General features: G+C 39.5%; 17 protein-coding genes and 2 pseudogenes. 3 read left to right on the forward strand and 16 right to left on the reverse strand.

Going from position 1 to position 24,265, the window contains the following annotated elements:
• Positions 1-11: 11 nt before the first annotated feature.
• The 10 genes and pseudogenes from cmr4 to NST81_RS10180 all read right to left on the reverse strand — a co-directional run bounded on the left by cmr4 (position 12) and on the right by NST81_RS10180 (position 12,874).
• Positions 12-893, reverse strand: coding sequence for a type III-B CRISPR module RAMP protein Cmr4 (cmr4, locus tag NST81_RS10140; RefSeq protein ID WP_327824161.1), 882 nt, complete (start codon positions 891-893; stop codon positions 12-14).
• The gene (gene cmr3 / locus NST81_RS10145) at positions 893-2,020 is read right to left on the reverse strand and encodes a type III-B CRISPR module-associated protein Cmr3 (protein WP_341029708.1); all 1,128 of its coding nucleotides are present in this window, start codon (positions 2,018-2,020) and stop codon (positions 893-895) included. The genes cmr4 and cmr3 overlap by 1 nt, the downstream gene beginning before the upstream one ends.
• A complete protein-coding gene (gene cas10, locus NST81_RS10150; RefSeq protein ID WP_327824163.1) occupies positions 2,017-3,663 on the reverse strand; it encodes a type III-B CRISPR-associated protein Cas10/Cmr2 in 1,647 nt (548 codons plus the stop codon). The genes cmr3 and cas10 overlap by 4 nt, the downstream gene beginning before the upstream one ends.
• On the reverse strand, positions 3,660-4,565 hold the full coding sequence (gene cmr1, locus NST81_RS10155) for a type III-B CRISPR module RAMP protein Cmr1 (protein WP_327824164.1): 906 nt from the start codon (positions 4,563-4,565) through the stop codon (positions 3,660-3,662). Before cmr1 ends, cas10 begins: the two co-directional genes overlap by 4 nt.
• Positions 4,566-4,590: 25 nt before the next feature.
• Positions 4,591-5,904, reverse strand: coding sequence for a TIGR02221 family CRISPR-associated protein (csx2, locus tag NST81_RS10160; protein ID WP_327824165.1), 1,314 nt, complete (start codon positions 5,902-5,904; stop codon positions 4,591-4,593).
• An 860-nt stretch (positions 5,905-6,764) separates the two neighbouring features.
• The gene (gene cas6 / locus NST81_RS10165; protein WP_327824166.1) at positions 6,765-7,514 is read right to left on the reverse strand and encodes a CRISPR-associated endoribonuclease Cas6; all 750 of its coding nucleotides are present in this window, start codon (positions 7,512-7,514) and stop codon (positions 6,765-6,767) included.
• Positions 7,515-8,331: 817 nt separating this feature from the next.
• Entirely contained in the window at positions 8,332-8,874 is a 543-nt protein-coding gene (locus NST81_RS17650) for a methyl-accepting chemotaxis protein (RefSeq protein ID WP_412677269.1), read from the reverse strand.
• Positions 8,875-9,093: 219 nt separating this feature from the next.
• Positions 9,094-9,624, reverse strand: a pseudogene (locus tag NST81_RS17655) (protoglobin domain-containing protein); the annotation flags it as partial.
• Between the two features lie 393 nt (positions 9,625-10,017).
• Complete coding sequence (locus tag NST81_RS10175) at positions 10,018-10,254, reverse strand: hypothetical protein (RefSeq protein WP_340397635.1); 237 nt, start codon at positions 10,252-10,254, stop codon at positions 10,018-10,020.
• A 1,246-nt stretch (positions 10,255-11,500) separates the two neighbouring features.
• Positions 11,501-12,874: an IS1380 family transposase gene (locus NST81_RS10180; protein ID WP_341030484.1), complete on the reverse strand. Its 1,374-nt coding sequence runs from the start codon at positions 12,872-12,874 to the stop codon at positions 11,501-11,503.
• A 219-nt stretch (positions 12,875-13,093) separates the two neighbouring features.
• Here NST81_RS10180 and NST81_RS10185 point away from each other — a divergent pair, with 219 nt between their 5' ends.
• Positions 13,094-13,621: a hypothetical protein gene (locus tag NST81_RS10185; protein WP_341029718.1), complete on the forward strand. Its 528-nt coding sequence runs from the start codon at positions 13,094-13,096 to the stop codon at positions 13,619-13,621.
• Between the two features lie 11 nt (positions 13,622-13,632).
• Positions 13,633-13,977: a hypothetical protein gene (locus NST81_RS10190; protein ID WP_270584060.1), complete on the forward strand. Its 345-nt coding sequence runs from the start codon at positions 13,633-13,635 to the stop codon at positions 13,975-13,977.
• Between the two features lie 478 nt (positions 13,978-14,455).
• Here NST81_RS10190 and NST81_RS10195 read toward each other — a convergent pair whose 3' ends face one another.
• From NST81_RS10195 to NST81_RS10205, 3 genes and pseudogenes are all read right to left on the reverse strand, one after another.
• Complete coding sequence (locus NST81_RS10195; protein WP_341029720.1) at positions 14,456-15,577, reverse strand: transposase; 1,122 nt, start codon at positions 15,575-15,577, stop codon at positions 14,456-14,458.
• 11 nt (positions 15,578-15,588) lie between these two features.
• Positions 15,589-15,995: pseudogene (gene tnpA, locus NST81_RS10200) on the reverse strand (IS200/IS605 family transposase).
• A gap of 183 nt (positions 15,996-16,178) precedes the next feature.
• Positions 16,179-18,080 carry a protoglobin domain-containing protein gene (locus tag NST81_RS10205; RefSeq protein ID WP_341029722.1) on the reverse strand — a complete coding sequence of 634 codons (1,902 nt, stop codon included), beginning with the start codon at positions 18,078-18,080 and terminating at the stop codon, positions 16,179-16,181.
• 176 nt (positions 18,081-18,256) lie between these two features.
• Here NST81_RS10205 and NST81_RS10210 point away from each other — a divergent pair, with 176 nt between their 5' ends.
• The gene (locus NST81_RS10210) at positions 18,257-19,636 is read left to right on the forward strand and encodes a globin-coupled sensor protein (protein ID WP_341029724.1); all 1,380 of its coding nucleotides are present in this window, start codon (positions 18,257-18,259) and stop codon (positions 19,634-19,636) included.
• Positions 19,637-20,400: 764 nt separating this feature from the next.
• On the opposite strand, the gene NST81_RS10215 is transcribed toward NST81_RS10210, so the two are convergent.
• The 3 genes from NST81_RS10215 to galU form a co-directional block, all read right to left on the reverse strand.
• The gene (locus NST81_RS10215) at positions 20,401-21,387 is read right to left on the reverse strand and encodes an NAD-dependent epimerase (protein ID WP_341029726.1); all 987 of its coding nucleotides are present in this window, start codon (positions 21,385-21,387) and stop codon (positions 20,401-20,403) included.
• 100 nt (positions 21,388-21,487) lie between these two features.
• Positions 21,488-22,834 carry a UDP-glucose dehydrogenase family protein gene (locus NST81_RS10220; RefSeq protein ID WP_341029729.1) on the reverse strand — a complete coding sequence of 449 codons (1,347 nt, stop codon included), beginning with the start codon at positions 22,832-22,834 and terminating at the stop codon, positions 21,488-21,490.
• 352 nt (positions 22,835-23,186) lie between these two features.
• A complete protein-coding gene (galU, locus tag NST81_RS10225; RefSeq protein WP_327797268.1) occupies positions 23,187-24,074 on the reverse strand; it encodes a UTP--glucose-1-phosphate uridylyltransferase GalU in 888 nt (295 codons plus the stop codon).
• Positions 24,075-24,265: the final 191 nt, after the last annotated feature.

The following is a 24,265-nucleotide window of genomic DNA, read 5'->3' on the forward strand; positions in this document are numbered from 1 at the left end:
ACACACCCCTTTTATACCCAAATCGTCCGAAGAATTCCTCGACCTAACGTACTATTGCCGCCAAGCTGAAATACTTTCGGGAACGTATTTTCTTTCACTAAAAAGGTTTCCACTTCTTCCGCTTTTTGAAGTCCTTCCATTCCTTTTCCACGTACATTCCCGATGTAAAGTAAACTATAAAAAATCGTTTCCGGCGGAACGTTTTCTTCATACCAAAGAGCGCCACTATCTACCGTTCCCTTTTCATAGTCTATTTTAATACGAGCATTTACTTCGGTTGACAATTTCACAAAATCAGTAAAATCATCATCAGATAATACAACAAGACGATCTTGAATGTTTATTTGCACATGGTCAGAAAGCAATTTCGCAAGCTGTTCTGCCAACTGTTTGGCTTCATCAGAAACGGTTACATCAAATGCATATTCTTCCAATACAATATGTTTATTCGCCGAAAAGAGTCGATCAGAACTCACTGTATTCGGGCTTGGCACTGGCAGCGGATCGATACTGTACTCATAAAGTGCGATTTCATTATTCCACCGCTCTAACACTTGTGGGCATGTAATCCACGCAAACACGCCGCGGAGCGATTTAACCGGAAACAATAATAAACGCGCGTCGCTAAGCGCAATCGCACTCGCCTGTGTTTCGTTTTCTTCTCCTTTTTCTGAGCCAAATATCAATTCTAGTTTTTTGCTTTTCCCCTTTTCTTTTAACGACTCCGTGATATGGTAACGCAGCGCTCCTTTTAACGATGAGCTTTCGATTTTTGGGAACCCTGTATGCTTTTCGCGCTGAATCGGCAAATCGACTAATCCGATTTCACTTCCGCTTCCAGCGTGAACGGATGTCACAGCATGCAGAAAAAATGGACGTACGATTGAATACATTACAACTCCTCCTCATTTTTACTTGCACTTGCAATGACGGCAAATCCGAACCCTTCCTCTGCCCCTTCATCGGTAAAATGCATTCCGTTGGCAACCGACAGTAATTTTGAAATGTCGTCTTCTTCCACTTTTACGTAAATGACCGAACCAGCAGGAACCATCCATTTTCGCGGTTTCGGACGATGACGGACAATATCCCAGCCGCCATATAACTCTGGTCGTCCAATGGCAGCGGTGAGCCACTTTACTGTCACGCCATTCGGCAATGTCATCTTTTCGTCGTCAAAATCGTGCGGGCGCGAACCTCTTTCAAAAATCGCTGGTGATAAGAAAATAATTTTCGCTACTTTCGTTTGTGCTATTTTTTCCGCTAGTTGTTTTTGCTCTTTTTCGTCCCATAATGTAAATGTTTCTTCTGACCGCTGAATAATCCACGGGCGATTTTCGCCGCCAATGCGGGCAAACTTCACTTTCGAAAAATCTGGCCCGTTTCCAATGTAAACCGCAAGAGCTCCGTCATCACGAAAACGCCCCTGCGTGACTCGATATAAATGTCCTTCCTGAGCAGTTCGGCTCTCTCTATCCAATCGAATACCTACCTTCTCTTCTCGCACGACTAACTTCGACAATGAAATAAGAGATGATATTGGCGCTTCGTGTAAAATGGCATGCTTCCATTCACGCAAAGAAACATACTGATGTTGGGAGCTTTTCGTTTTTTCTCGTCTTGTAGAAGCAAGCCGCCACTTTCCTTGCAGCGAAGACGGCTTTTCATCCTTTGAAAGCAGCAACGGATACGCTTTTAGAGAATTTTTTTCTTCAATTACTTGATAATCTAATGGCAACGGAAGAAGAATATCTTGTTTATATGTCAGTGCGCAATATTGTAATTGAAATTCCCCGCGTTGATTTGGTGTTCCCATCCATCTTTTCACATGTTCATCAGTTTCACGAACAAATTCATCAAACGTAGTATGCGTGTGAATGTACGCGGCACGTAAAGCTCCGTAAATCGTGTTTGGTCGCGGAGGGAACATCGACTCCATCACTGTATCTTCTCCTGCTTCCGTAACACGATGGTTTTTGAAAAAAAACGTATCTACCGGCGTCAACGTTAATTTTGTCATTCTTCCGTTCCCTCCTTCCGCTTGAAAAAGGTTAAGATTTTCAACAGATACAAAAAGTCATATCCGCTTGGTACTATATCATGCAGTTTCATAAGTGTTTCCACATGCGAATCAAGATTATCTATTTTTGCGCCTTCTTTCACCGATCGTTTCAACAATCGGCGCAATTCTGTCCGAACCATTTCCTTGTTTTCCCACTTCAGATGATATTTTTCGTGTAAAAGAGGATAAAAAGCTTGTGTAAAATGATGAATGAACGTTGGTGATAGCGATTCCTTTAACAGTGAGAGAAATTGATGTAACTCATCGGTGATTTTTTCCTGTTCCACGGTCCATGGCAATACCGCCTCCGAAATCTCTCCCGAATGAGTGTGAACGGCGATCGCCAACGCATCTTTTTGTTGTTTCGTAGTTTCCGAGTAATAGTTTTTTGCTTTTTGTTCTAGTCTTCGCACCTCATTTAACACTAATTGCAGCGGAGCCTTTTTATGGGCAACGATCAGCCCGACCGAAGCAGTAGCGCCTTTTCCTAATCCTTTTTTTTCATCGCTAAAGGCAAAACGTAATTCCTCAGCTATTTTTAACGCTTCATCTACCGGAACGAAAGCGAGAACATCGTCCCCACCCGCATATACAAGCCGGCCATGATAGTCCGTCTCAACGATGTTCGGTACAACTTCCTGGGAAAAATGCGCAAGCTTTTGGCTGATGCGGCTATAGTCTTCCTTGTTCTCTCCTGAAAACCATTTTCCCATATTGTCGCCGTCCATCATCACGATCGCATAATATTTCCCTGAACCGATTTCCATTACGGATGGAAAAGTCCGGAACTTTGTTCCTGCTGCTTTGAAGATCGGGGTGAAGTAATCGCGCGCAACGCGTTTGCCAAGACAAATACCGCACAAAAACTCATTATTTTTTATTCTTCCAACATATTGCTCTTGTTCTGAATTTTCTTCCAGTTCTTTGTATATTCCCGCGCATCGTTCCCATGTTCTTTCCAATTTTTGTTTCATCGTACCGTATCGGTTGAACTCGTCTATATCCTCCAAACATAACGCTTCCCGCTCTTTACAAACGGTACAAACTAAACCGTGTTGAGGAACGGATTCATAACGCTTTTCGTTTTTCAACGCCCCTAGCCGCCGCTCGGCGCGCTCACGAATTTGTTTAAACGATGCCGTTTCATCATAAGGTTCGGCAACCCAATAAATTTCCAAAAACGAGCGGATTTGCGCTTCTGTCGTTGTCTTCAGCTTTTCTTTTTCATGATCTAAAAGAAACGGAAACACGTTATCAATCGCTTGAAAACAAAAATCGCAAAATACATTTCGCACGCTTTGTTCCGTTTCTTGCAATATCGCTTTTGCTTTTTCCGTTTCCCCTTCGACAACTGACGTAAATCGGTTCGGAATGGAAGCGATATGGAGACGGCGCGATGATGGATTTTCCAATTCTTCTTTGGAAACGAGAGGATATACAATTTCGCAATGCGGGTCGGCTTGATACAGCGTTTTCATCGCTTCGCGCACAAGGTAAGATAAGATGTAACTTCCACTCCAAAAATCTTCCGTTTTCCGCGCCGATGCAATAAATGACTGCACTGGTCCGACCGTAAAAATCACCAATTGCCGTTTGCTCATACCCTCACCCCAGCTATTTCCAAAAACAAATCTCGATCTCGTTGATACTGTGGTTGTTTATATACAGAGCTATCTGCCTCTACTTCGGTGATGATTGGGTAATACAAATCCCCGATTTTCCGCACGGTACACCACAGCGGCGAAGCGAATCGTTTCGGACGAACGGCGCCTAACCGTCCATAGCGGTTCGCCCTGTGCGACGCTTCGCCAAAGCGCTTTAACACTTCTTGCGGCGTTTTTTGTCCTTCACCGACCCAAACCGCTGACAACACTGGATGGCAAGTGTGAACTTCTCCTTTGAGCTTTACGATGCATCCACTGTCGGCAAACTGAAACCTCTCACTCTGCCCCAATCGAATAAGCACATCTTGTAAGCTAGCCGCGAAATCCGCGACCGTCTTCCAACGATGTTCTTCCCATTGTACCGCGCCAAATCCGCGCCGCGCTCGCTGCCCCATTCCAGCAAGATGAAGCATGTACTGAAAATATAATTCATACGTTTCCAACAGCTGCTCATGTCTTCGCAATGCCCGCATGATGACGGCTGTTTCTTGTCCTGCTGAAATCGTCTTAATCGCAAACGACGACTTTGTTCGATGCGGAAGGACGCTTTCTCCTTTTGAACCGCTTAATGGCCGAGGTAAAAGCAAACTAACTGGAGACTTTTGCTTTTTCACCTGTGTTCCGCCAAACCATTCTTCTTCCTGCTCTAGCAACGATGCATGATTTTTTTCCTCCTGAAGCGTTCGCCACCAATAACGCCACACTCCGCGCAATGAGAAAATACGGAATTCCGCCTTTTCCTTTGCGTTGGCGCCATGCATCGCCATTGGTGTTATCAATTTCAACTTGTACATTGATTCTACGATTGCTGACGCTTTCAACCGTTCGTTATCAACCATTCACTCTTTCCCCTTTATTTCATTTTCATTGTGAAAGTACCGCCATTTCCTCAAAAAATGGCTTTATCGCATCTAATAACGTTTTCACACGCTGGGCAAATCGATCGGCTGTTAACGGACGTTCTCTTACTCCCGCATGATTCATATCATTGCGAAGTTCCGCTACTTCTCCAAACGGTTTCAGCAATTCCCGATACGGAAGCAGCTTTTCTACCATTTCCTCGACAAATGGATCGCTATGTACTTCCCATTCTTCTTTTTTCGTTCTCCGTATGATAATCCGTATGGTGGAATGAAGGTCGTTTCGGATCTCCACATTAGTGACTTTCAGCTGAAACGCACGGCAGATTGCCGTAACAACATTTTCCGATAACATCGTTAACGCTGATTGAATTAGCCCGTTATCTACGCACCAGCGCGCTACTTCCCATCCATTGATAATCGTATTGCCGCCAAAATTCGAATATTTCTTCTCCATTTCATCCAATATCGGAACAAGCGGTTTAATCGCCTCCGCTTGCGAGTGACGGACTTGTTCAAGCTGATAGCGGAATTTTTCCACTTCTTCTTCCACTTGCAAGCTTCGGCATGTACGAATAGATTTTCCAGTTTGATCTAACTGTTTTGCTAATTTATTTAGCTCCGCCACTTCCTTTTTCAATAGCGGGCTTGCATTGGCATCGCAAAACACTTTTCTATTTTCGCGCGCCGTCAATTCTTTAATGAGAGACGCATCTCCCGTTCGTAAAAACTGGTCGACCCCGTTTGTCCAGTCAAGCAATTCCGCCATATTCGTCAAATCCACAATCGGCACAAGCCGCTGTTCAGGAGAAAGCTGTTTCACTTCGTTTGGTCTCCCTAATTTTTCAAACCATCCGTATGCCAATGCTCCAATCGTCGCTTTTTTTACTAAACGTGCGTAATTTAACACAATTAGCGCAACAAATGGAATCGATCGGAAACTGTGGGTGATATCGAAGTAAATCGTATCCCCTTCACCAATTTCCGCGATAATGGAATCAAATAGCTTCCAGTTGGCGGATTCGTCTTGACCGCTTTCTATTTCAACAAGCTTGACGGTCGCTTCTGGGGCGATTCTTTGGAAAGCAGTTTTGATCCCTTCCACTTGTTGCCCGTCACGAATTTTATCATTCCAGTTGCTTTCTTTTGCCTCCTTCGTTGCAAAGATGATCACATCCATTGGTTCTTCACTTCGAAACAATTCGTAAATGGCAGTTTGAACAAAACGCGTATAACTGGAGCGCTGACCGCGATAAGTATAAAAACAATATTCGTAATCATTTCGACCTAGAAAAGACAATAGAACATTTCGAGCCATTTCGTTTTACTTCACCACCGTCATTAAATTATTTGTAATATCCAAAAATTCCGACCAGTATTCATAAAGTCCGCGTCCTTGTGAAGCTTCATATTCCTTGTATATTAGCTTGAAAATACTTTTCCAATAGACTTGTTAAAGGTCTGAACGGTCCGACCTTCTACTATTTGCGTCACGAAAAACGATCGCCGTCCGCTCGACCAGTTTTCAGTTTTTCTTTTTTGCGAAGCTTAGCACCATACATTTAAAAACGGTGATATTTCCGCCATCGTTTCATCACGATTTATTGAAAATGTTTGCTACAGTCAATAAGGAAATTCCGCATGTAATGACGATATATTGATACATTTTCGTTCAGCAATTACATCATCACCGCTTTTGATTAAGAAACTTTAGAAAACTATCAACAGCGGAAACACGATTTTCTGTATAGCACTACTTTTATACTAATTCCAATTAACTACCCAAATTTTAACTAATTTTCTCTGCATATATCAACAAAAATTTACAATAAAACTAAAAAAATCCTATAATCAGATAGTTTTGACACAATCTGTTCAATTCCCATTAAAACAGTAATGCCTAATAAATCCACATTTTGTAACGGATGAATCCATATAGTTGCACTGCAACAAAAAGGACTGACTAGGAATTAAGGATAGTTTCAATTTCTTATAAAATAAAAAAATAATGTCCAAAACATTCTGGACATTAACTTATATACGTTTCCAATACCTCATATATAATTCCGTCAGTAAAAAGGGATGCAGACGGCTGTAGGAACAAAAGAGAAAAAAGAAGTGTCGTCGATCCCCCTCACTTTTTTGCACAATTAAAGTCAAGGGCAAACAAGGGAGTAGTCAGCGTTCGTAAAGAAGGCGATACATGCCGAAACCTTGGGAATTTCTTCCGCCAATACCGACACGATACAAAAAGGTTAAGTTGTTTTGAGACGAACGAAGACGATAATGTCCGAGCCAAGCAGTAATATAAAATCCCTTAAAGATCGTCACAACTTTATGCTTTTCTGTCACACGAATAGGTTCGATAAACAGCCGTTCTTTCGGTGGAATGCCGTAATACGCTTCATATTTATTGCGGAAATTTAATTCGATTAAATGGGAAAATACTTCATCATATGGACTAAAAAATTGCGTTTTTTTGCTTCCGTCGACAATTTCGTATGTGCTGTAAACCGTTAGGGGCGAAAGCATTTCTATTTCAATTTCTTCACTTTTAATATCTCGCTTTTCTACATCAATTTTCTTTACTTCCACAGGCTGTCCACCTATTTGCACATCTGGAGACAATAACAAATATTGCCCGAGATCTTGTGTTAGCTCGGGCAATAGCGTGCCGACATGCCAATGAAATTCATCATAAAATGTAATCGTCTTTCGTTCCAAGTTTACTTGATGAGGACCGAAAAGACGGCTAAACGTAAATAACTTAAACGATCGCTTTTCTTTGCGAAATCCTTTCTCATGCAAAAACTGAGAAAACCTCGGATTTTTCAAAGAATGATATAGCAGACCTTGCAATTGTTGTTGATAATGAAGCGGGAGGGTCACCGAGTTATCTCGTCCCCTCATTATGATCGTAAGTCGCATTGTATTTCCCTACTTTCGTTTCAATTCCTCGTAGTTAAGATAAAAACGAATATAAAAATAAATTTAAGATAAAAACGATAGGGTTTCAATTCCTCATAGTTAAGATAAAAACCCGGTCTGATCGTCAACGCCTACCACTTCGCACGCTAGTTTCAATTCCTCATAGTTAAGATAAAAACTTCAGCTCTTTCGTCGATATTATGGAGATGTGCCGATGTTTCAATTCCTCATAGTTAAGATAAAAACCCCAAAATGCATTGATACATTAACAATTTTCAAAGCAGGGCAAGTTCAGGATACTCCATTTTGAAAATTCCGTCAATAGAGAGAATAGCTGATGGTTGTAAGAAGGAAAGAGTAAAAGAAACTGTCGTCGATCCTCTGGGTTTTGTGCGCTATTAGGGGTCGACGACAAAATATATGTTGCTATTCAATGAATTCAACCATCTATTGTTGATTCGAGATTTTTAAATCACTGAGTATCCATCAGAACAGACACAGGTGAATGATTCCTACCTTCTGAATCGCTTCACTAACTGTATAATCAGCCTTTTTGACAGTTTTTTTACTATACGATGTGCATCTGCCTTACCTTCAAACAAATAAGAACCGAGACAACGTACCAACGGCACATCGCTCGATTCTTGCATATAGGCAGCTTTTCGCTCCCTATTCCATGTCGATTTACAACAAGTACAATCTCTTTGTAAAGGAAAAAACTTGATTATAAAGAAATACAGTTATAATTACAATTTCTCCTAAATTCAAAAATCTTCATAGACTATTTCGTAAAATTTTGATCTCTTTCTTTCAAATATTAACTCATTTCTTGTGTAATCATATTTAATCTATCTGCGGAGAGAGACACTTCTTCAAACGCTTTCCCTAATTCATCTATCACGTTTACAAAGGAAACCAATTCCGTCTCTATATTATTGTTTTGTCGCATTGTTTCAACCATCGTATCTAAAATTTGCTCAAAGCGTTCCTCTGTTTCATTCATGTTTTGATTGCCATTATTCACTTCTGTTTTTATTTTTTCAAGCGAATTGTTAAGTTCCTCCACTTGTTTTTGAGTATTTTGAATTAGAGACGATACTTTTGAAACAGAGTTCTTTGTTTGCTCGGACAATTTTCGAACTTCGCCAGCCACAACAGCAAAACCGCGACCCGATTCTCCTGCTCTTGCGGCCTCTATCGTCGCATTTAGCGATAATAAGTTGGTTTGGTCAGCAATGCCAGTCACAATACCAACTATTTCTTGCATTTGTTTCGATATTTCTAATAATACTTGGACATCATTGGATATATCATCAACCTCACTATAAATGTTAGACATGATGAATGCCTGTTTTTGCATATGTTCTTTTCCTTTTTCGGCGCGTTCTTTTGCGATCAAAGACAGCTGAGTTCCGTTTTTTGCAAGTGAAACGATTTCATTTGATTGCGAGATTAATTGTTGGAAAGAAGCATTTGTTTGCTCTGAGATGGCGGCCAGATTTTGCGAAGCACTTGCAACGTTATGACGCGCTGACCTTTTTTGTTCCTCAGCCTCTTCCTTTAATCTTTCAGATTCAGCATCGTATGCCTCTAATACTAACTGTTGTTCTAGATTTAAAATTTTTGAGACGGCTCTTATAGCTAGAAAACACTCTTCCTTATCCATAATGTTTTGTTGGATAATATCCATTAGGGCTAACAATAGATCCTGAAATGCACACATATACCATTTCGTTTGAAGACCTATTTTTACATGCATATGCGCAATTTTAATCCTTTTGTCGATAAAAGACTCATCTATTCTTCCATTAAACATTTCAATAATATGTTGTCTTAGTGTCTTTTTTAATCTCTCTATTGAACTGTAATCATTAATAATTTTCAATAGCGAAGGTTCATTTTCCAAGTTTTTGTAAAATCTGTCAACAATAAAGTCTATTTTTTCGATTACGAATGGCTGTATTGCATGAATAATATATAAATCTTTTTCTGTCAGGTCGATCATGATTAATTGCTTTTCAATTTCACTGCCTTTTGCGATACTTATATCCCCTTTCCCATTTTCAAAATGAAAATGAGAGTTTTCTTGTTGTGTTCTTTTGAATATCACCTATGTTTCACCTCGTTACATTATGTAAGCATTTAACAGGAATAAATACCTATAAATTACAACGATTTAACATTTTATTACAAAATTTGCTACTATTCAACTTAAAAATATAAGGATGATTTAATATCTGATTGAAATTCGTATACACATAATGCCAGTTGAAACCTATCATCCAACCAGCCCGATAACAGCAAGCTTGTATGCAAAATCACTTAGCTCGACCGCACCCTCTCTTCGCCATCAACATGGATAGCCATGATACGAAAAGGATCGACAAGAGCGGAAAAAGCGGTTTCCCTGATTCGCCTTGAATGTTCTAAAGCTTTTTTATCTAATCCATGATTCTCCATCTAATTTGTTATATTTTTGTTTTGTCAACACTTGTATTCAATTTCAACCGACATGGTGCACTTGTTCGGCATGCGATTGACCTTCCTCTTCGATTTCCAGCACTCTTAAAATTTGGTCTCGATATTTTCGGTTTTGGCGTGTTCCTGAAATAATTTCAGAAAGACGGCTTAACGGAATTTTATGCTGAGCGCAAAACTCCTTATGGGTCATTTCTAGTTCTGCCAATCGCTGCTTGATTTTCCACCCTAATGGAGTGATGCGTTGTTTACGAACCGCCATTTGACTCACTCCTTTCTTTGACGCTCAGGAATACTGTTTCCTTACGTGAATTTTGGTAGAATGAAAGAGGATGGCTTCTTGTTACTTATTGGAAACCGGCGTTACGAGTTGCTTGTTTATCAATCTGTTCTGAGCTTCATTGGTTCCGGGCCATTCTCCGCAAGATTTTCATGAGGTTCTAACAATGCTCAGCGGGAACTTCCACAATCTATAAAATTTCAAGTCGAACAGATAGATTGTTCAAAAGTTATGGCTTGCTCACCCCTATCATGTTGTGAAGCCAAACACTGAATGAATAAAAGACTAAGTACCTTCATTACGAGACAGCAGCGACTGACTAGTGCGGAAAAGTAAATGCGCTTAAATCAAAACATTAGAGAAGCGTTTACATTCCACGCCTTCGACTTACCGCTGCAAAATTATTTTTTGATACTATCCTATGGATAGATATCGAAGCCCAAGCGGTTCAACATATTCGCATGAACTGGTACCTATATCAGGGAACAAGTTATACAGAAAGCTACTCACTTTAAGGCAGAATCCCTTTTTTCCGGACAAGGACATGCTTTCTTTGCCGCTTTAGTTCTCTTACAATAAATAGTAGAAGAACAATCCGATAAGTTCTCTTTTTGGTTAGCAAGTTTAATTTCGTTTCTACTAAGCGTACATTTTTTAAAAAATTATCCGACTTTTGATTATCTGTTTAATTTTTCCAATATCAAAACTTTAGGATGGAGTGAACATTCATGGCAAGATATAGAATATTAAAATCCAGATCTAAGATTTGTCCCTGTTCATTCCCCTAGATAAACCAATAAACGTGAATGACCTTGTCGAGCAACAATTCTTTTTTCTGTTCCCGTGACATTTTCGGAAAATCGGTGCCAGTTTAAATATACAGAATATTCCAAGGGTAATTTCAACAACTGAATGAAATCGGAATGGATATTTAAAAAATAACAGGTACAAAAAAGGATCGCAAACAACTAAATAAATATTAGAATCTTACAGAAAGATGACATCATGTAAATGTATTAATCCTGAATCCGTGATGAATTGAAATCGACTTTGATTTTGTTGTAATTTTGATGGATTGATAATCCATAAAACCCTTTTTATGCTTATGACCTATGTCATCTCTATTTCCGAAAATGGAACAAATCTTTTTTTTAGGTATACGAACCAAAAAAATAGACAAAAAAGCACAGGGAGTGACGTTGGACATCAGTGCCCGAACATTCGTTCGTTATCTTGCCTCTCTCCATTTCTGATAGACGTTCAGTAGGGGCTCGCTATAGCCACTCCTTCGCGTCAGTTTCATCCAGATCTGTCGTGATCGACGGACGAGTCGCCCTGCCATCGTGATCACCGTCTGAATAATCGTCTTGATGCGGCGGCGTTTCACTTTGTGGTGCAACGGATGTCTCGGATCGCTTAATAGATCTTGTCCAATCAGACGAAGAAGATTGTAAACGAAGGCTCCCATGACCAACACGAGCGCATTCGTTTTCATCTTCCCAGATGGAAGCCGCTCTAAATCTAAGTCGCTCTTCAGTTCGCTATGAAACTGTTCGCATGTCGCATGGTCATGATACAACGCGAGCACATTGCTCATTCGAACATGCTCGTATCCTTTGAGCCGCACCCAATAGCTTTCCACTTCATAATCAGGAACGAGCATCAGCTGTCCATTGCGTTCCATCGTCCGTTCCGTCACTTGGGTGACTTGAACGTACGTATACGTGTTTCCATCGATCGCTGCCTTCTGTGGAAGGCATAGCTCATAGGTTTGTACTCCTTCGCTTTGTCCATCATCGACACGTTTGCCCTTTTGCGAAGCGATCTGGAACCAAAGCGCTTTCGATTCTCGGCGTAAGTTTCGCTTGATGACAAAGTCCACGTCTTCCTTTAGGCATACGTGCCCATTCGCTTCTGCATCGTTTCCTGCATCCATGCGAACAAGCAGACGAGATGAAGTCAGTTGACGAGCTCGACGGATAGCGGTGACTAAAAACGAGGGCATGTTGTCTTGCACATGTTGTTTCCCTGGACGCAACTCGGCATGAACGAGATCCCCTTCCTTCCCTGCATACGCAAACAACGGTGTAAAACCGTCAAATCCTTTATACGTTCGACTGACTCCTTCTTTTTTCGTATCGGAGTTGTCAAATGGGGAACCATCTATATCAAGGGGAAGCCATGTCGTCTTTCCTTTGGTCCAACAAGGGGACAAAGTGGCATGTCGTTGAATCAACAGACGTATGGACTCCTCCCAAAGAATCGTTTCGGTCATCGGAAGACAAGCGAGCTGATCGAGTCGTTGTCGCAAGGTTGGAGAGGAAGGCACGTGCTGAATCCCCATCGATGCCGAAAAGATATCGTCCTGACGATACGCTTCGATATGATCGAAATCCGTTTTTCCTGTGGCAAGCAAGCCAATCATCGAGCGAATGACATCGCTATGGGAAATGTGCACTTCTCGACGAACCGTTGGAAGCCGAAGTGCGTTTACCCGTTTATCCAGTTTCGTTCGATGGAGTAAGTAGCCAACGAGAGCAAGCTCAGCACTTGGGGTAATCGCTTCATCTGTCAATACAAACCGAATCGGGAAATCTTTCATCACATCACCTACTTGATGAAGAATCGTCAACGTCGTTTTCCCTTATCGTATCAACGGTTTGCGACCATTGTAAAGATGTTTTGTCACGGATTCAGGTATTAATTTTAAAATAGAAAAAATAGTTTATTTTACCAAATTTTGTGTTATAATGAATTTCAAAAGCACATATTTACAAACTGATCATTTGAATAATAGGTTAAGGATGGGATAGAAAAAACCATGTTAAATATTAAAATATTTATCAATAATTTCAGAAAAGCCATTTTAAGTTGTATATCAGTAACGGTTTTGATAAGTGGATTGTTAATGGTTTCTCCAAAAGTACAAGCGTCGTCCGAATTTAATAAGTTTGATTACATCACTGAACGATCAAAAATAGCCAATCAACTATCATTAAATCTAGAACTAGATGGTCAAAATGAAAATATAACTACAATGGGCGCTAAATCCAAAGCCGTTGTAAAAGTCGCTCAGTTGCTTAGAGCAGGTGGAGATGAAGTCATTGATGCGGCAAGACGGTTTAACATAATAGATTCATCTACTGCCAAAACGTTTAAAAATAATAGTAAAAAAATCGGAAATTGGTTGACACGATTTGAATACGCTGGTTCAGATGCAGCTACTATGGTTAGAAAACAACTTCCAGTTTATTTAAAAGAGAATACTAGAATGAGTAAAGGTACCGCTGAAAACATCGCAATAGCTGTAAGCTGGGCTATTCGTATGGCAGATGTGTTATTCTTTTAGGAGTGATATTTGTGGGAAATTTAACTGTAAGTGAATGGATGAAAAAAATTGGTTTAAATGAAGATGATATTCATTTTATCGAAACAATTTTGACTTTTGCTTCAACATTACAAAACCCAGTGACTGAGAGTGAAGAATTCACTAATAAAGTCAATAATAAAATAACTAGCCTTTTCCCGGAAAGAAAAGTTAAAATTAATAGAAATTTCACTTATCAAGATTTTAAAAATATATTAAATGAAAATAAAATATTCATAAACCTAAGTGAATTATTGAATAGATACCATTCTCAAGGAATTTGCCAGAATTTATGCGAGAAGTTACTTAAGGAATGCAATGAGAATAAAAATATGTAATTTTAGTTATTTTGGTTATTTCGTAGTAACTATATAATGACTATTTGAAGTGCTATTTCGTAGATAATATTTAGTCCATTATAATTCATACTGTCTAATTAAGGAAAAGCCTAATTTCTCATCATAACAATGAGAGAATTAGGCTTTTCATATCGAATTTGCTTAACGTTGTAAATCTGCATTTGTGTCATTATAGCATTAAGTATAGGCAGATTTATCATTTTTCTATGACAATTCTGGGGTGAAGCATAGGGCAACTCTTAATAATGATTCATCCAATTTAATTCCAGGAAGAAAGGCCTTTTCATTTGCTCTATTTGTTGGATCATGTCATCCGAAGCCAGTGCTGCGTTAACAACCTGGTTGCATATTGTGAACTACCCGCCACCTACTCTTCGCTTAGAGGTGGGGGCTTCTAAGGTAATCGCACCTAACGGTACGAAATTTACTTAGCTATCGAGCCTGTTCCATGCTCTATTTATGATGATGCTAATGCCAACAGTCGCAATCCTTCACGCTTGATATTGATAGAAGCATTCCAATCTCTATCTGCTACAAAACCACAATCACAATGGAATATGCGCTCAGAAAGAGATAGAGACTCCTTTACTTGACCGCAACATGAACAAGTTTTGGATGATGGAAACCACTTATCTATTTTGATAAGCTTTTTCCCCTGCTCTTCTAACTTGTATTGGAGAAATTTCGTGAACATGCCCCATGCATTATCAGCAACGCTTTTGCCGAAATTGAGTGCTTGGGACATTTCCTTCATGTTGAGGTCTTCGATAACCACGCAATCATATAGTTTCGCTAATTTGTGCGATTCCTTATGTAGAAAGTCTTTTCGTTGGTTCGCAATTCTTTCATGTAGCTTCGCCACTTTTAGTCGTTGCTTGTGCCAACGATTAGAATCTTTCTTTCTGCGTGATAGAACGTGCTGTTCTTTCGCTAATTTTCCCAAGGCTTGGCGATAGAAACGAGGGTAATTGGCTGTCTTACCTTCTTCACTATCGACAAATAAACCGTTCATGGAAAAATCTAAGCCAACAACAGCTTGTACTTCTTTTTGTACAGGTTGATGTTCGTATTCAGTGAGAATAGAAACATAGTATTTTCCTGTTTTTGTTCGAGAAACCGTACAAGACTTGATGATATGATGTGACGGAATTTCTCGATGTTGTTTGATTTTTACAAGTTTCAGTTTCGGTAATTTGATATAACCATCCAAAAGCACAATGTTTCCGTTGACCACGTTGGTTGTGTAGGACTGTCTCGCCTTTCGGCTTTTGAACTTCGGAAATTCAGCACGACCAGAGAAGAAGTTTTGGTATGCCTTCTGCAAATTCAGTTGAGCGTTTGCCAACGCAAGGCTGTCTACTTCTTTGAGCCATGGAAATTCCTTTTTGTACTTTGCAGGAGTCGGGAATTTTTTTTGCTTTTTCAAGGCTTCTTTGTCGTCCTTGAATGGTTCATATGTTTCCATTTGTTCAGCCAACATTTTGTTGTAGACGAAACGAACGCAGCCGAAGGTTTTTGTAAGAAGTTGCTCTTGTTCTTGTGTTGGGTACAGACGAAATTTATATGCTTTGTTTGCCATATCAAATCACCTCACTTCCTCCCTTGATTTTCTATATACTGCTTTATCACTTCAATGGGCGCACCACCTGTTGTAAGTAAGCAAAAGCTTCTTGACCAAAAATACTCTTTCCAAAGTTTTCTTTTCACTTGTGGATAATGCTTTTTGATAAGTCGAGAACTTGCACTTTTATAGGCATTGATGAACTTTGATAGTTCACTATTCGGATGTGCCTTGAACAAAATATGCACATGGTCAAGATCGTGATTCCATTCGACCAAGGAAATATTGTAATGTTCACCAAGTCGAATAAACATATCTTTTGCATAGTCAGATATGGGGTCATCAATCACTTGTCTGCGATATTTTACGACCAGAACAAGATGATAATACAAAAGGAATACCCCGAATGATTATTATTATCTAATTCCGTTGATATAACAGTCTTTCATTTATATAAATACTGATTATATCGTAGTACAAAAAAGAGACAACTTTAGGCTACGCCTAACCGAAATTCATCTCCCACTTTCACTGGTGCTTCCGCACCTTCACGTTTTGAAGTAGAAGACTTCTTTCGGAGGGAAGTTAAAAAAGGGAGTAACAAAAAGCACTGTTCGCCTTATTTTAAACTTTCTCGTGCTGCTAAAAAATCATCCCACATGGCTAAAAATAAATCTGTTAACTTCGGATCAAATTGTTTCCCACGGCCATCCGATAAAATTTCTTTTACTTTTTCGAGCGGAAAGGCGTCTTTATAAATTCTTTTCGATAATAAAGCATCAAACACATCGACGATCGCGACAATCCGCCCTTCCAACGGAATTTCTTCGCCCTTTAAACCGTTCGGATAGCCTCCGCCGTTCCACCATTCATGATGTGTACGAGCGATATTCGCCGCCATTTGAATAACAGGTAAATCTAAATTGACGAGAATTTGATGGCCGATGACCACATATGTTTTCATCGACTCCCATTCTTCTTTTGTCAGTTTTCCGGGTTTTTTCAATATGTAATCAGGAATGCCGACTTTTCCGATATCATGATATTTGGCAGCGATTTCAATATTGGAAACAAATTGTTCGTTACACCCTGCCAAGCGGGCCAGCATTCCGGAAAGCATTCCAATGCGATGGACATGATTTTTCGTATCATCATCGCGATAGTCCGCTAACTGCAGCAATCGTTCCAACACGTCGAACATAACCTTTGACTCTTTCGTCACATCTTGAATCACCATCAGTGCACGCGAAAGTTCAAAAATTTTCGTTTGCGGAAGCAGACGAATTTTATAATAATTCAATCCTCTGTCATTCCCAAGCGTCGTGAGCATCGGTTCACTTTCTTTTAGGATTGGACACTCTGAACAAGGAACAGGACGGTTATGCAGCAATTCATAACAACGCCGCCCAATAGGACGCTTTTCGCTAACACCAAGATTTTTTAAAAGACGTTTCATTTTATCATCAATCCACGTTATCCGCCCAAAATCAATCGTACTAATTTCGTATGCATAAATATCAAGAAAATCAAAATCACTTAAAAATAAGTATGGCCGGAGGATTTCGTTCATGATCGCCAACGTAAACTTTGAAAACCGTTCAAATGAATCAATATATTGAACGAAATGAAAATCATGTAAATACTCTTTTGTTAAAAACACTTTCTTAAGTGCCTCACAAATCGACTCGGCTACTATATGAAAAAAGTTCTCATGACATCGCTGCTCAATAACCAACCGGCTCCAATCGCAAATAATGAGAAAATAGGCTTCTAAATCATCGTATACTTTTTGTTGAAAAAATTGTAATAAAAAATTTCTCACATAATCCAAATACTTTTCTTTTTGTAATAAGCCAAGGCTATAGTGGCTTTCTTCCCCTAATCGGCGAATAAGCGAATGATGAAAATTTTCCATAATACTATCAATACGAAATGAAATATATCCGCTAAATTGATCGAGGTTTTCCAAGTCTTGATTTGTAATGTCGTTCATTTGCAGCAATTTGTCCAACTCATACCGCAACGGGTGCGCCGCTTTTTCGATTTCCGCAGCTTTATATGCTTCCAGCGTCAACTGCATATCAAATGAAAAAATCGCCTGAATGACGAGCAAAATATGGATAGTTTGCTCCGGAAGCACTTGTGAAACATGTTTATAAATAATATCTATATATTTTGTGTACGTAGCTAAATACCACTCCAAATGAAGTCCAATTTCAGAGTGAGCCCGGCCTATGTTATATCGCGCTTGAACATAACGATCGTCAATGGTCGCTTCGAAACATTGCTGCAAATACCGTTTTTGTGTGGTTTTTAGTCTTTCTAACGTTGAATGGCGTTGAATGAACTCTCGCAAGGAATCGATCCTTGATATTTCTTCATATAATTCGTCGACGATCGGATCAACAAGCGTGAGTAATATATTTCTATATTCATATACGTATTGCAACCTTTCTTCCGTCACCCCTGTATAGCGCAATTGTTGCAATCGTTCCTTGCTTGTTACTTGTATTCTTTCCATTCCATAAATCCTCCATTTTATACAAAATCCTCCTTAATCATCCTCATTATATAATACTTTTTTACTATGCCTTCTTAAAATTTCTAAATTTTTGTGAATCATCTATCCATTTATTCTGTACACGCATCCGGCAATGTATAATTTGTTTGGAAAATGATGATTTTGGAGGAAACTATATGTCAAAATATCTCTTATGTCGGCTTATACAAAATGAAACAGGGACTTTTCAGCTATTTTGGAAAAAAGATAAACATATCCCGAGCGTTTCATCCGTTTCTTCGTCCATTTCACCGTCATCCCCTTCCATCGAAGAGCACTATCGACAACTTATTGAAGGAGAGTATAAAAATCTAGTGTCTTTCGTCGGACTCACCGTTGAAGATTTGCAGCGTTTAGTTAATATCCGTCCTCTTTTAGAGAAACACATATCCAAAATTGTCGATGCTTTTTACGACCGCATCGGCAGCATGCCTAACTTAGTACAAATTATCCAAAGCTATTCGACGATTGACCGTTTAAAGCAAACGTTTCGTGCCTATTTATTGGACATGGTGTCGGGGGAAGTTGGCGAACAATACGTATTGCGACGGAAAGTAATCGGGCAGGTTCATAATCGTATCAAACTATTCCCTGAATGGTATCTCGGGGCTTATGCCTTCATTCAAAACGAAGTGCTGCGAATGCTGATGCAAGAACTGCCGCCGCATAAAGCAACAGACGTATACCTCTCTTTCATGAAACTGTGTTGGTTCGATATACAAATAGCCATAATGACATATATTGAAGCGTACACGTCTTCCATGATGAAGTTTAGTGAAATCGAAAAAGTCCAATATCGCCTAACGGAGTCGTCTACAATGCTTGCCTCCAACGCTGAAGAAACCACTGCTTCTATCGCGGATCGGGAAAAATACGTCAAAGAAATGTTCGATGCAATAAACGCCATTCAAACGCAGTCAAGCGAAATGATCGCAAAAATAGAAAGCGGAAAATTAGACGTAGCCCAAACATTAACGAAACTTGATAACATTGCACAATTAATTGAAGGAACAAAAGCTCTCACCACTGAACTAGCCGACAGCTCAAAAAAAATCGATGGAATTGTTACCACGATTAGAGACATCTCCAACCAGACGAATATTTTATCCCTAAACGCAAATATTGAAGCCGCACGCGCCGGCGAACATGGAAAAGGGTTTTCAGTCGTCGCCAATGAAGTGCGCAAGCTAGCCATGCAAACGGAACAGTCTCTCGATTATATTCAGAATCATATCGATATCGTTCAACAAACGATTCAAAAATTTGAAGCGGCTTTTCAGCGTATCGTCGAGGAAACGAGTGCATTCCGTCAAGCGAACGAAAGCATCATCCAAGTGTTTGAAGACGAAGCTGCAAGTGTAAAATCCAGCGGGGAAAAAATCGATCGATTAGCTTCATTTATCGAAGACTTTCAACAAACTTTCGGGGAGATTGCAAAAGCGTCCCATCAGATCGCTCAAATGGCGGAAGATCTGAGTTATTTAAATAACGAATTAACCGAAAAGTTTAAAAAATAGTAAACCGTTTTTTCCGCTGTTTTCTATTCAACCTTTCTGGACAATTGAAATAAGATGGTCAAATCGAGTAGGAGGGAGCGATTAACTCCCGTCCTCTCACACCACCGTACGTACGGTTCCGTATACGGCGGTTCAATTAAGATAATTGACGCAAGTCTTTATAACTTCCGTGAATAGCTGTTCTCTTTATGCCAGTGGTCACTCCACCCTCCAAGAGGTCTCCCACGGGATTCACCGCTTCCTCCCTCAAGTGAGGTACTACGTTTTCTGTGTTCATCATGACTCACTGAATACCAAGGGCTATTCTCTCTTAATTGTTCGGTCCTTCTTAGTTGTTCTAGACCAACTAATACTATGACCTCTGCTGACTTCTGACGGTTCAGCTACTTATCACTAAGTAGGTTATGAAGAGTACTTCACATATCCGCCAGACCTCCCCGGGTAAGTACATGCACTTTCACACCATCTATCCGCCTCATTTACTCGATATGACCTTCGACAGAAAGAGCTTTGTTTTGTTATGCAAACTCACTCCATCATACCTAGCCTTATATGAGGTTCGTGTTCCTCGGACCGGTGTTTTGCCTCCAGCTTCCTTCAGATTCCGCGTCACCACGGACACCCTTGCTCTTGGCTAACCTCTACTTCTGTCTTCGGGGTTCGGGACTTACACCCTATAGTTCATGTACATGCCGGGCGCACATAAAAACTGCAGAATGATTCTTTTCTGCAGTTTTTAGCTCTTAAATTCTACTTTTATTAACCTACTCGCTAATTTTATAATAATCTTTAAACCACTCGACAAACTTTTCGATTCCTTCCTCAATAGATACTTGGGGTTTATAGTCGATATCCTTTACTAATTCATCAATATCCGCAAATGTTTCTGGAACATCGCCGGGCTGTATAGGCAAAAGCTTTTTGATTGCCTTCTTTCCTAAATGTTTTTCCAGTACTTGAATAAAATCATTTAGTTGTACGGGTTGGTTATTTCCTATGTTATAAATTTTATAAGGAGATTCCGGAGAAGGCCCTTTATTGATTAAACGTAAAATGGATTCCGTAATATCATCAATATAGGTAAAGTCTCTTTTCATATTTCCGTAGTTATAAATTTCGATTGGCTGCTGTTTTACAATGGCATTTGCAAATTTAAATAAAGCCATATCGGGTCTCCCCCAAGGGCCATAGACAGTAAAAAAGCGCAACCCTGTTGTAGGGAGATGATACAAATGGCTATACGTATAAGCCATTAACTCATTCGCTTTTTTAGTTGCTGCATATAAACTAATCGGGTTGTCGACACGATCGGTTACAGAGAACGGTATCTTCTTGTTATTTCCATAGACGGAACTCGATGATGCATATATGAGATAAGGGATTTTATGTTTTTTGCAGCATTCTAATATATTGGCAAAGCCAACAATATTCGATTGGATATACTTATGTGGATTTTTCAAGCTGTATCGTACACCAGGTTGTGCGGCTAAATTGACCACAGTATCAAAATCGTGCTGATAGAAAAGATTTTCCAGTAATTCCGTGTTCTCAATTGAGCCTTTGACGAATTGAAAACGAGGATGCTTCATGATCATTTTTAATCTGTCATATTTTAAGCTTGTATCGTAATAATCATTCATATTGTCTATCCCGATTACATAAAAACCTTCATCTAACAAACGTTTCGTCAAGTGGAACCCGATGAAGCCCGCACAGCCAGTAACCAGAATAGATTTCGAATTCTTCTGCACCTCTTGGACCTCCTTCCCCGATGCGGATATGATGAAAGGTATATAGCTAAGCGCTTTTCGCCATAAAGCCCAGATTTTTCATCTTTCAACGGAGCCATTTTCAAACATCAAAACTAGGCGTACCTACTCCTTCATAATGGTAGCCTAATTTCTTCAATGCAGATGAGTTCAGGCAATTTCTTCCGTCGAATACGTATGGTTGGGATAAAACGTTTTTTGCTTTTTTCCAGTCTATTTCTACGATTTCTTTCCACTCCGTTACAATTAATACCGCGTCTGCTCCTTTTAAAGCTTCAAATGGGGTTTGAGTATAATGAACGTTAGGATATATCTTTTTTACATGTTCTGTTCCTTGTGGATCAAATGCCGAAATGTAGGAATGATTTTCGATGAGGTATTGTATAATTTTTAGTGAGGATGCTTCTCTTATATCGTCCGTTTGAGGTTTAAACGTAAGGCCTAAAACCGCAATGCGCTTTCCTGACAGCGAGCCCAACGCTTTTTCTACTTTTTCCATAAACCATAGTGCTTGGGTTTGGTTCACATCTGATACGGCCTGAAGTATTTGTAAAGGAGTTTTCTTTGCAAAAGCCAATGCTAGCAATGCTTTTATGTCTTTCGGAAAACAAGATCCGCCATACCCGATTCCTGCCTGGAGAAAATGAGGACCAATCCTGCTGTCTAACCCCATTCCTTTTGCCACTTGAATCACATTGGTCCCAATTTTATCGCAAAGTCGCGCCAACTCATTGATGAACGAAATTTTAGTCGCTAAAAACGCGTTTGAGGCATACTTGATCATTTCAGCATCTTTGATCGTTGTAAACACAACGGGTGAGTTGATCTCTTTATACAAATCTTTCATGACCTTTTTGGCTTTCTCCGTTTCACAGCCAATCACAATTCGCTCAGGATACAGAGCATCTTGCAATGCTTTTCCTTCTCGTAAAAATTCCGGGTTCGAAATGAGATCAAAAGAAATTTCTTTGTTTCTTTTTTTCAGTTCAGCTTTTATGATTTTATGAATTTTATCACCGGTCCCGATTGGAACGGTACTCTTAATGACGATGGATTTATATTCATTCATCAACTTTCCAATCTGTCGTGCCGCTTCCTCTACATAAGATAAATCCGCTTCTCCGTTCGGTAAGGAAGGTGTGCCGACGGTAATAAATAAAATTTCGACTTGATCGATAACTTCCTCTATATTTTGGAAAAACAAAAGATTTCCGCCGGCAATAAGTTTTTTTAACAGTTCCTCCATTCCCTCTTCATAAAAAGGGAGAATGGACTTTTTTAACTTTTTTAATTTTTCTTGGTCATTCTCTATGACATATACCTTGTGTCCATAATTGGCAAACGCTACACTGGTTGTAGTTCCGACATATCCTGCCCCAATAACGGCTATATTCATAAGATTCACCTCGATTCTTTTATTTTTCTTCAAAACGGGGCAATCTGTGGTTATATAGCTAATGGGTATATATTCATGTACCCACGAAATCAAACTGGACAGAATGGAACGAAAGTGAATCGTTATGGCAAATGATAAGCATGCTCTTACACGAAGCAACGAACTCGATCATTTATTTTATACGGCTGACTCCCATTTTTAGCGAAAGATCTTGCACTCGACAGCTTTATGTCTAATGATAGAGATGATGCCCATTTCCAAATTAATGATCAAAGTGTCCACTCTGACTAAGTGAAAACTGTTCCACTATACTCATTAGCTGCTTGTCAATCGAAGTGTTCAAACTTTTTAAGATCGCCCCATGTCCTTCATATCGACCTTTGTTCTAACTGTTTAAATTTTCGGGGGCAATCACTTCTTTCAGATACTTTAATATGTCTTCCTGCAAGTCTGGTCGCTGTAAAGCAAAATCAATCGTCGCGCGGATAAACCCGACCTTGCTCCCGATATCATAGCGCTTACCTTGAAATTGATAGGCTAATACTGTCTGCGATTGATTCATGATTTTAATGGCATCTGTTAATTGAATTTCACCATTGGAATCTGGCGGCAACTCTTTCAAAATATCAAAAATCTCCGGTCTTAAAATATACCGACCCATAATAGCAAATCGGGAAGGAGCTTCATCTTTTTTTGGTTTTTCTACTAGCGTTTCAATATTGAAGATATTTTCTTCGATCTCATTTCCTTTTGGTTTTATAATTCCGTATTTTGAAACATCCTCTTCGTCTACTGGCTGAACGCCTACGATGGAGGAATGATAACGATCATAAACTTCCATCAATTGTTTTAAACAAGGCTTCGAAGAGTCGACGATGTCATCGCCTAGCAATACAGCAAAAGGCTCATTTCCAACAAAACTTTTCGCACAGTAAATGGCATGGCCAAGTCCTTTTGGTTCCTTTTGGCGAATATAATGAATATTAGCCATGTTTGAAATCTTTTGTACTTCTTCCAGCAACATTTGTTTGTTTTTCTTAAAAAGAGTTTCTTCTAGCTCATACGATTTATCAAAGTGATCTTCAATCGAACGTTTGCTGCGTCCGCTTATGACAATAATATCCTCTATTCCAGAAGCTATTGCTTCTTCGACAATATATTGAATGGTTGGTTTATCCACAATCGGAAGCATTTCTTTTGGCAATGCCTTTGTTGCAGGAAGAAACCTTGTCCCCAGCCCTGCTGCTGGTATTATCGCTTTCCGAATCATCAACCTGACCTCTTCTCTAAAACAAATCTTTATTTTTGATAGTCCTAACTTATTGATTTATATATTTTAAATATCAAAACGTATTTAAAGATTTGGTACCGTCAAGAATTTTGTGTAAGAGAGTATTCTCAGATACGTTTTTTTAATCTTGGAGGAGGTGTTTAGTTGTCTTATATGAGACTGAATATTCAGTC

Origin of the sequence: Bacillus sp. FSL W8-0223, assembly GCF_038006805.1 — a bacterium.
In the GTDB taxonomy this organism is placed as follows: Bacteria; Bacillota; Bacilli; order Bacillales; family DSM-4216; genus Bacillus_O; species Bacillus_O smithii.

Coding starts and splice junctions, on each gene's coding strand:
- cmr4 (WP_327824161.1), bottom strand. CDS start 893: ATGTATTCAATCGTACGTCCATTTTTTCTGCATGCTGTGACATCCGTT.
- cmr3 (WP_341029708.1), bottom strand. CDS start 2,020: ATGACAAAATTAACGTTGACGCCGGTAGATACGTTTTTTTTCAAAAAC.
- cas10 (WP_327824163.1), bottom strand. CDS start 3,663: ATGAGCAAACGGCAATTGGTGATTTTTACGGTCGGACCAGTGCAGTCA.
- cmr1 (WP_327824164.1), bottom strand. CDS start 4,565: ATGGTTGATAACGAACGGTTGAAAGCGTCAGCAATCGTAGAATCAATG.
- csx2 (WP_327824165.1), bottom strand. CDS start 5,904: ATGGCTCGAAATGTTCTATTGTCTTTTCTAGGTCGAAATGATTACGAA.
- cas6 (WP_327824166.1), bottom strand. CDS start 7,514: ATGCGACTTACGATCATAATGAGGGGACGAGATAACTCGGTGACCCTC.
- NST81_RS17650 (WP_412677269.1), bottom strand. CDS start 8,874: ATGCAAAAACAGGCATTCATCATGTCTAACATTTATAGTGAGGTTGAT.
- NST81_RS10175 (WP_340397635.1), bottom strand. CDS start 10,254: ATGGCGGTTCGTAAACAACGCATCACTCCATTAGGGTGGAAAATCAAG.
- NST81_RS10180 (WP_341030484.1), bottom strand. CDS start 12,874: ATGAAAGATTTCCCGATTCGGTTTGTATTGACAGATGAAGCGATTACC.
- NST81_RS10185 (WP_341029718.1), top strand. CDS start 13,094: ATGTTAAATATTAAAATATTTATCAATAATTTCAGAAAAGCCATTTTA.
- NST81_RS10195 (WP_341029720.1), bottom strand. CDS start 15,577: ATGGCAAACAAAGCATATAAATTTCGTCTGTACCCAACACAAGAACAA.
- NST81_RS10205 (WP_341029722.1), bottom strand. CDS start 18,080: ATGGAAAGAATACAAGTAACAAGCAAGGAACGATTGCAACAATTGCGC.
- NST81_RS10210 (WP_341029724.1), top strand. CDS start 18,257: ATGTCAAAATATCTCTTATGTCGGCTTATACAAAATGAAACAGGGACT.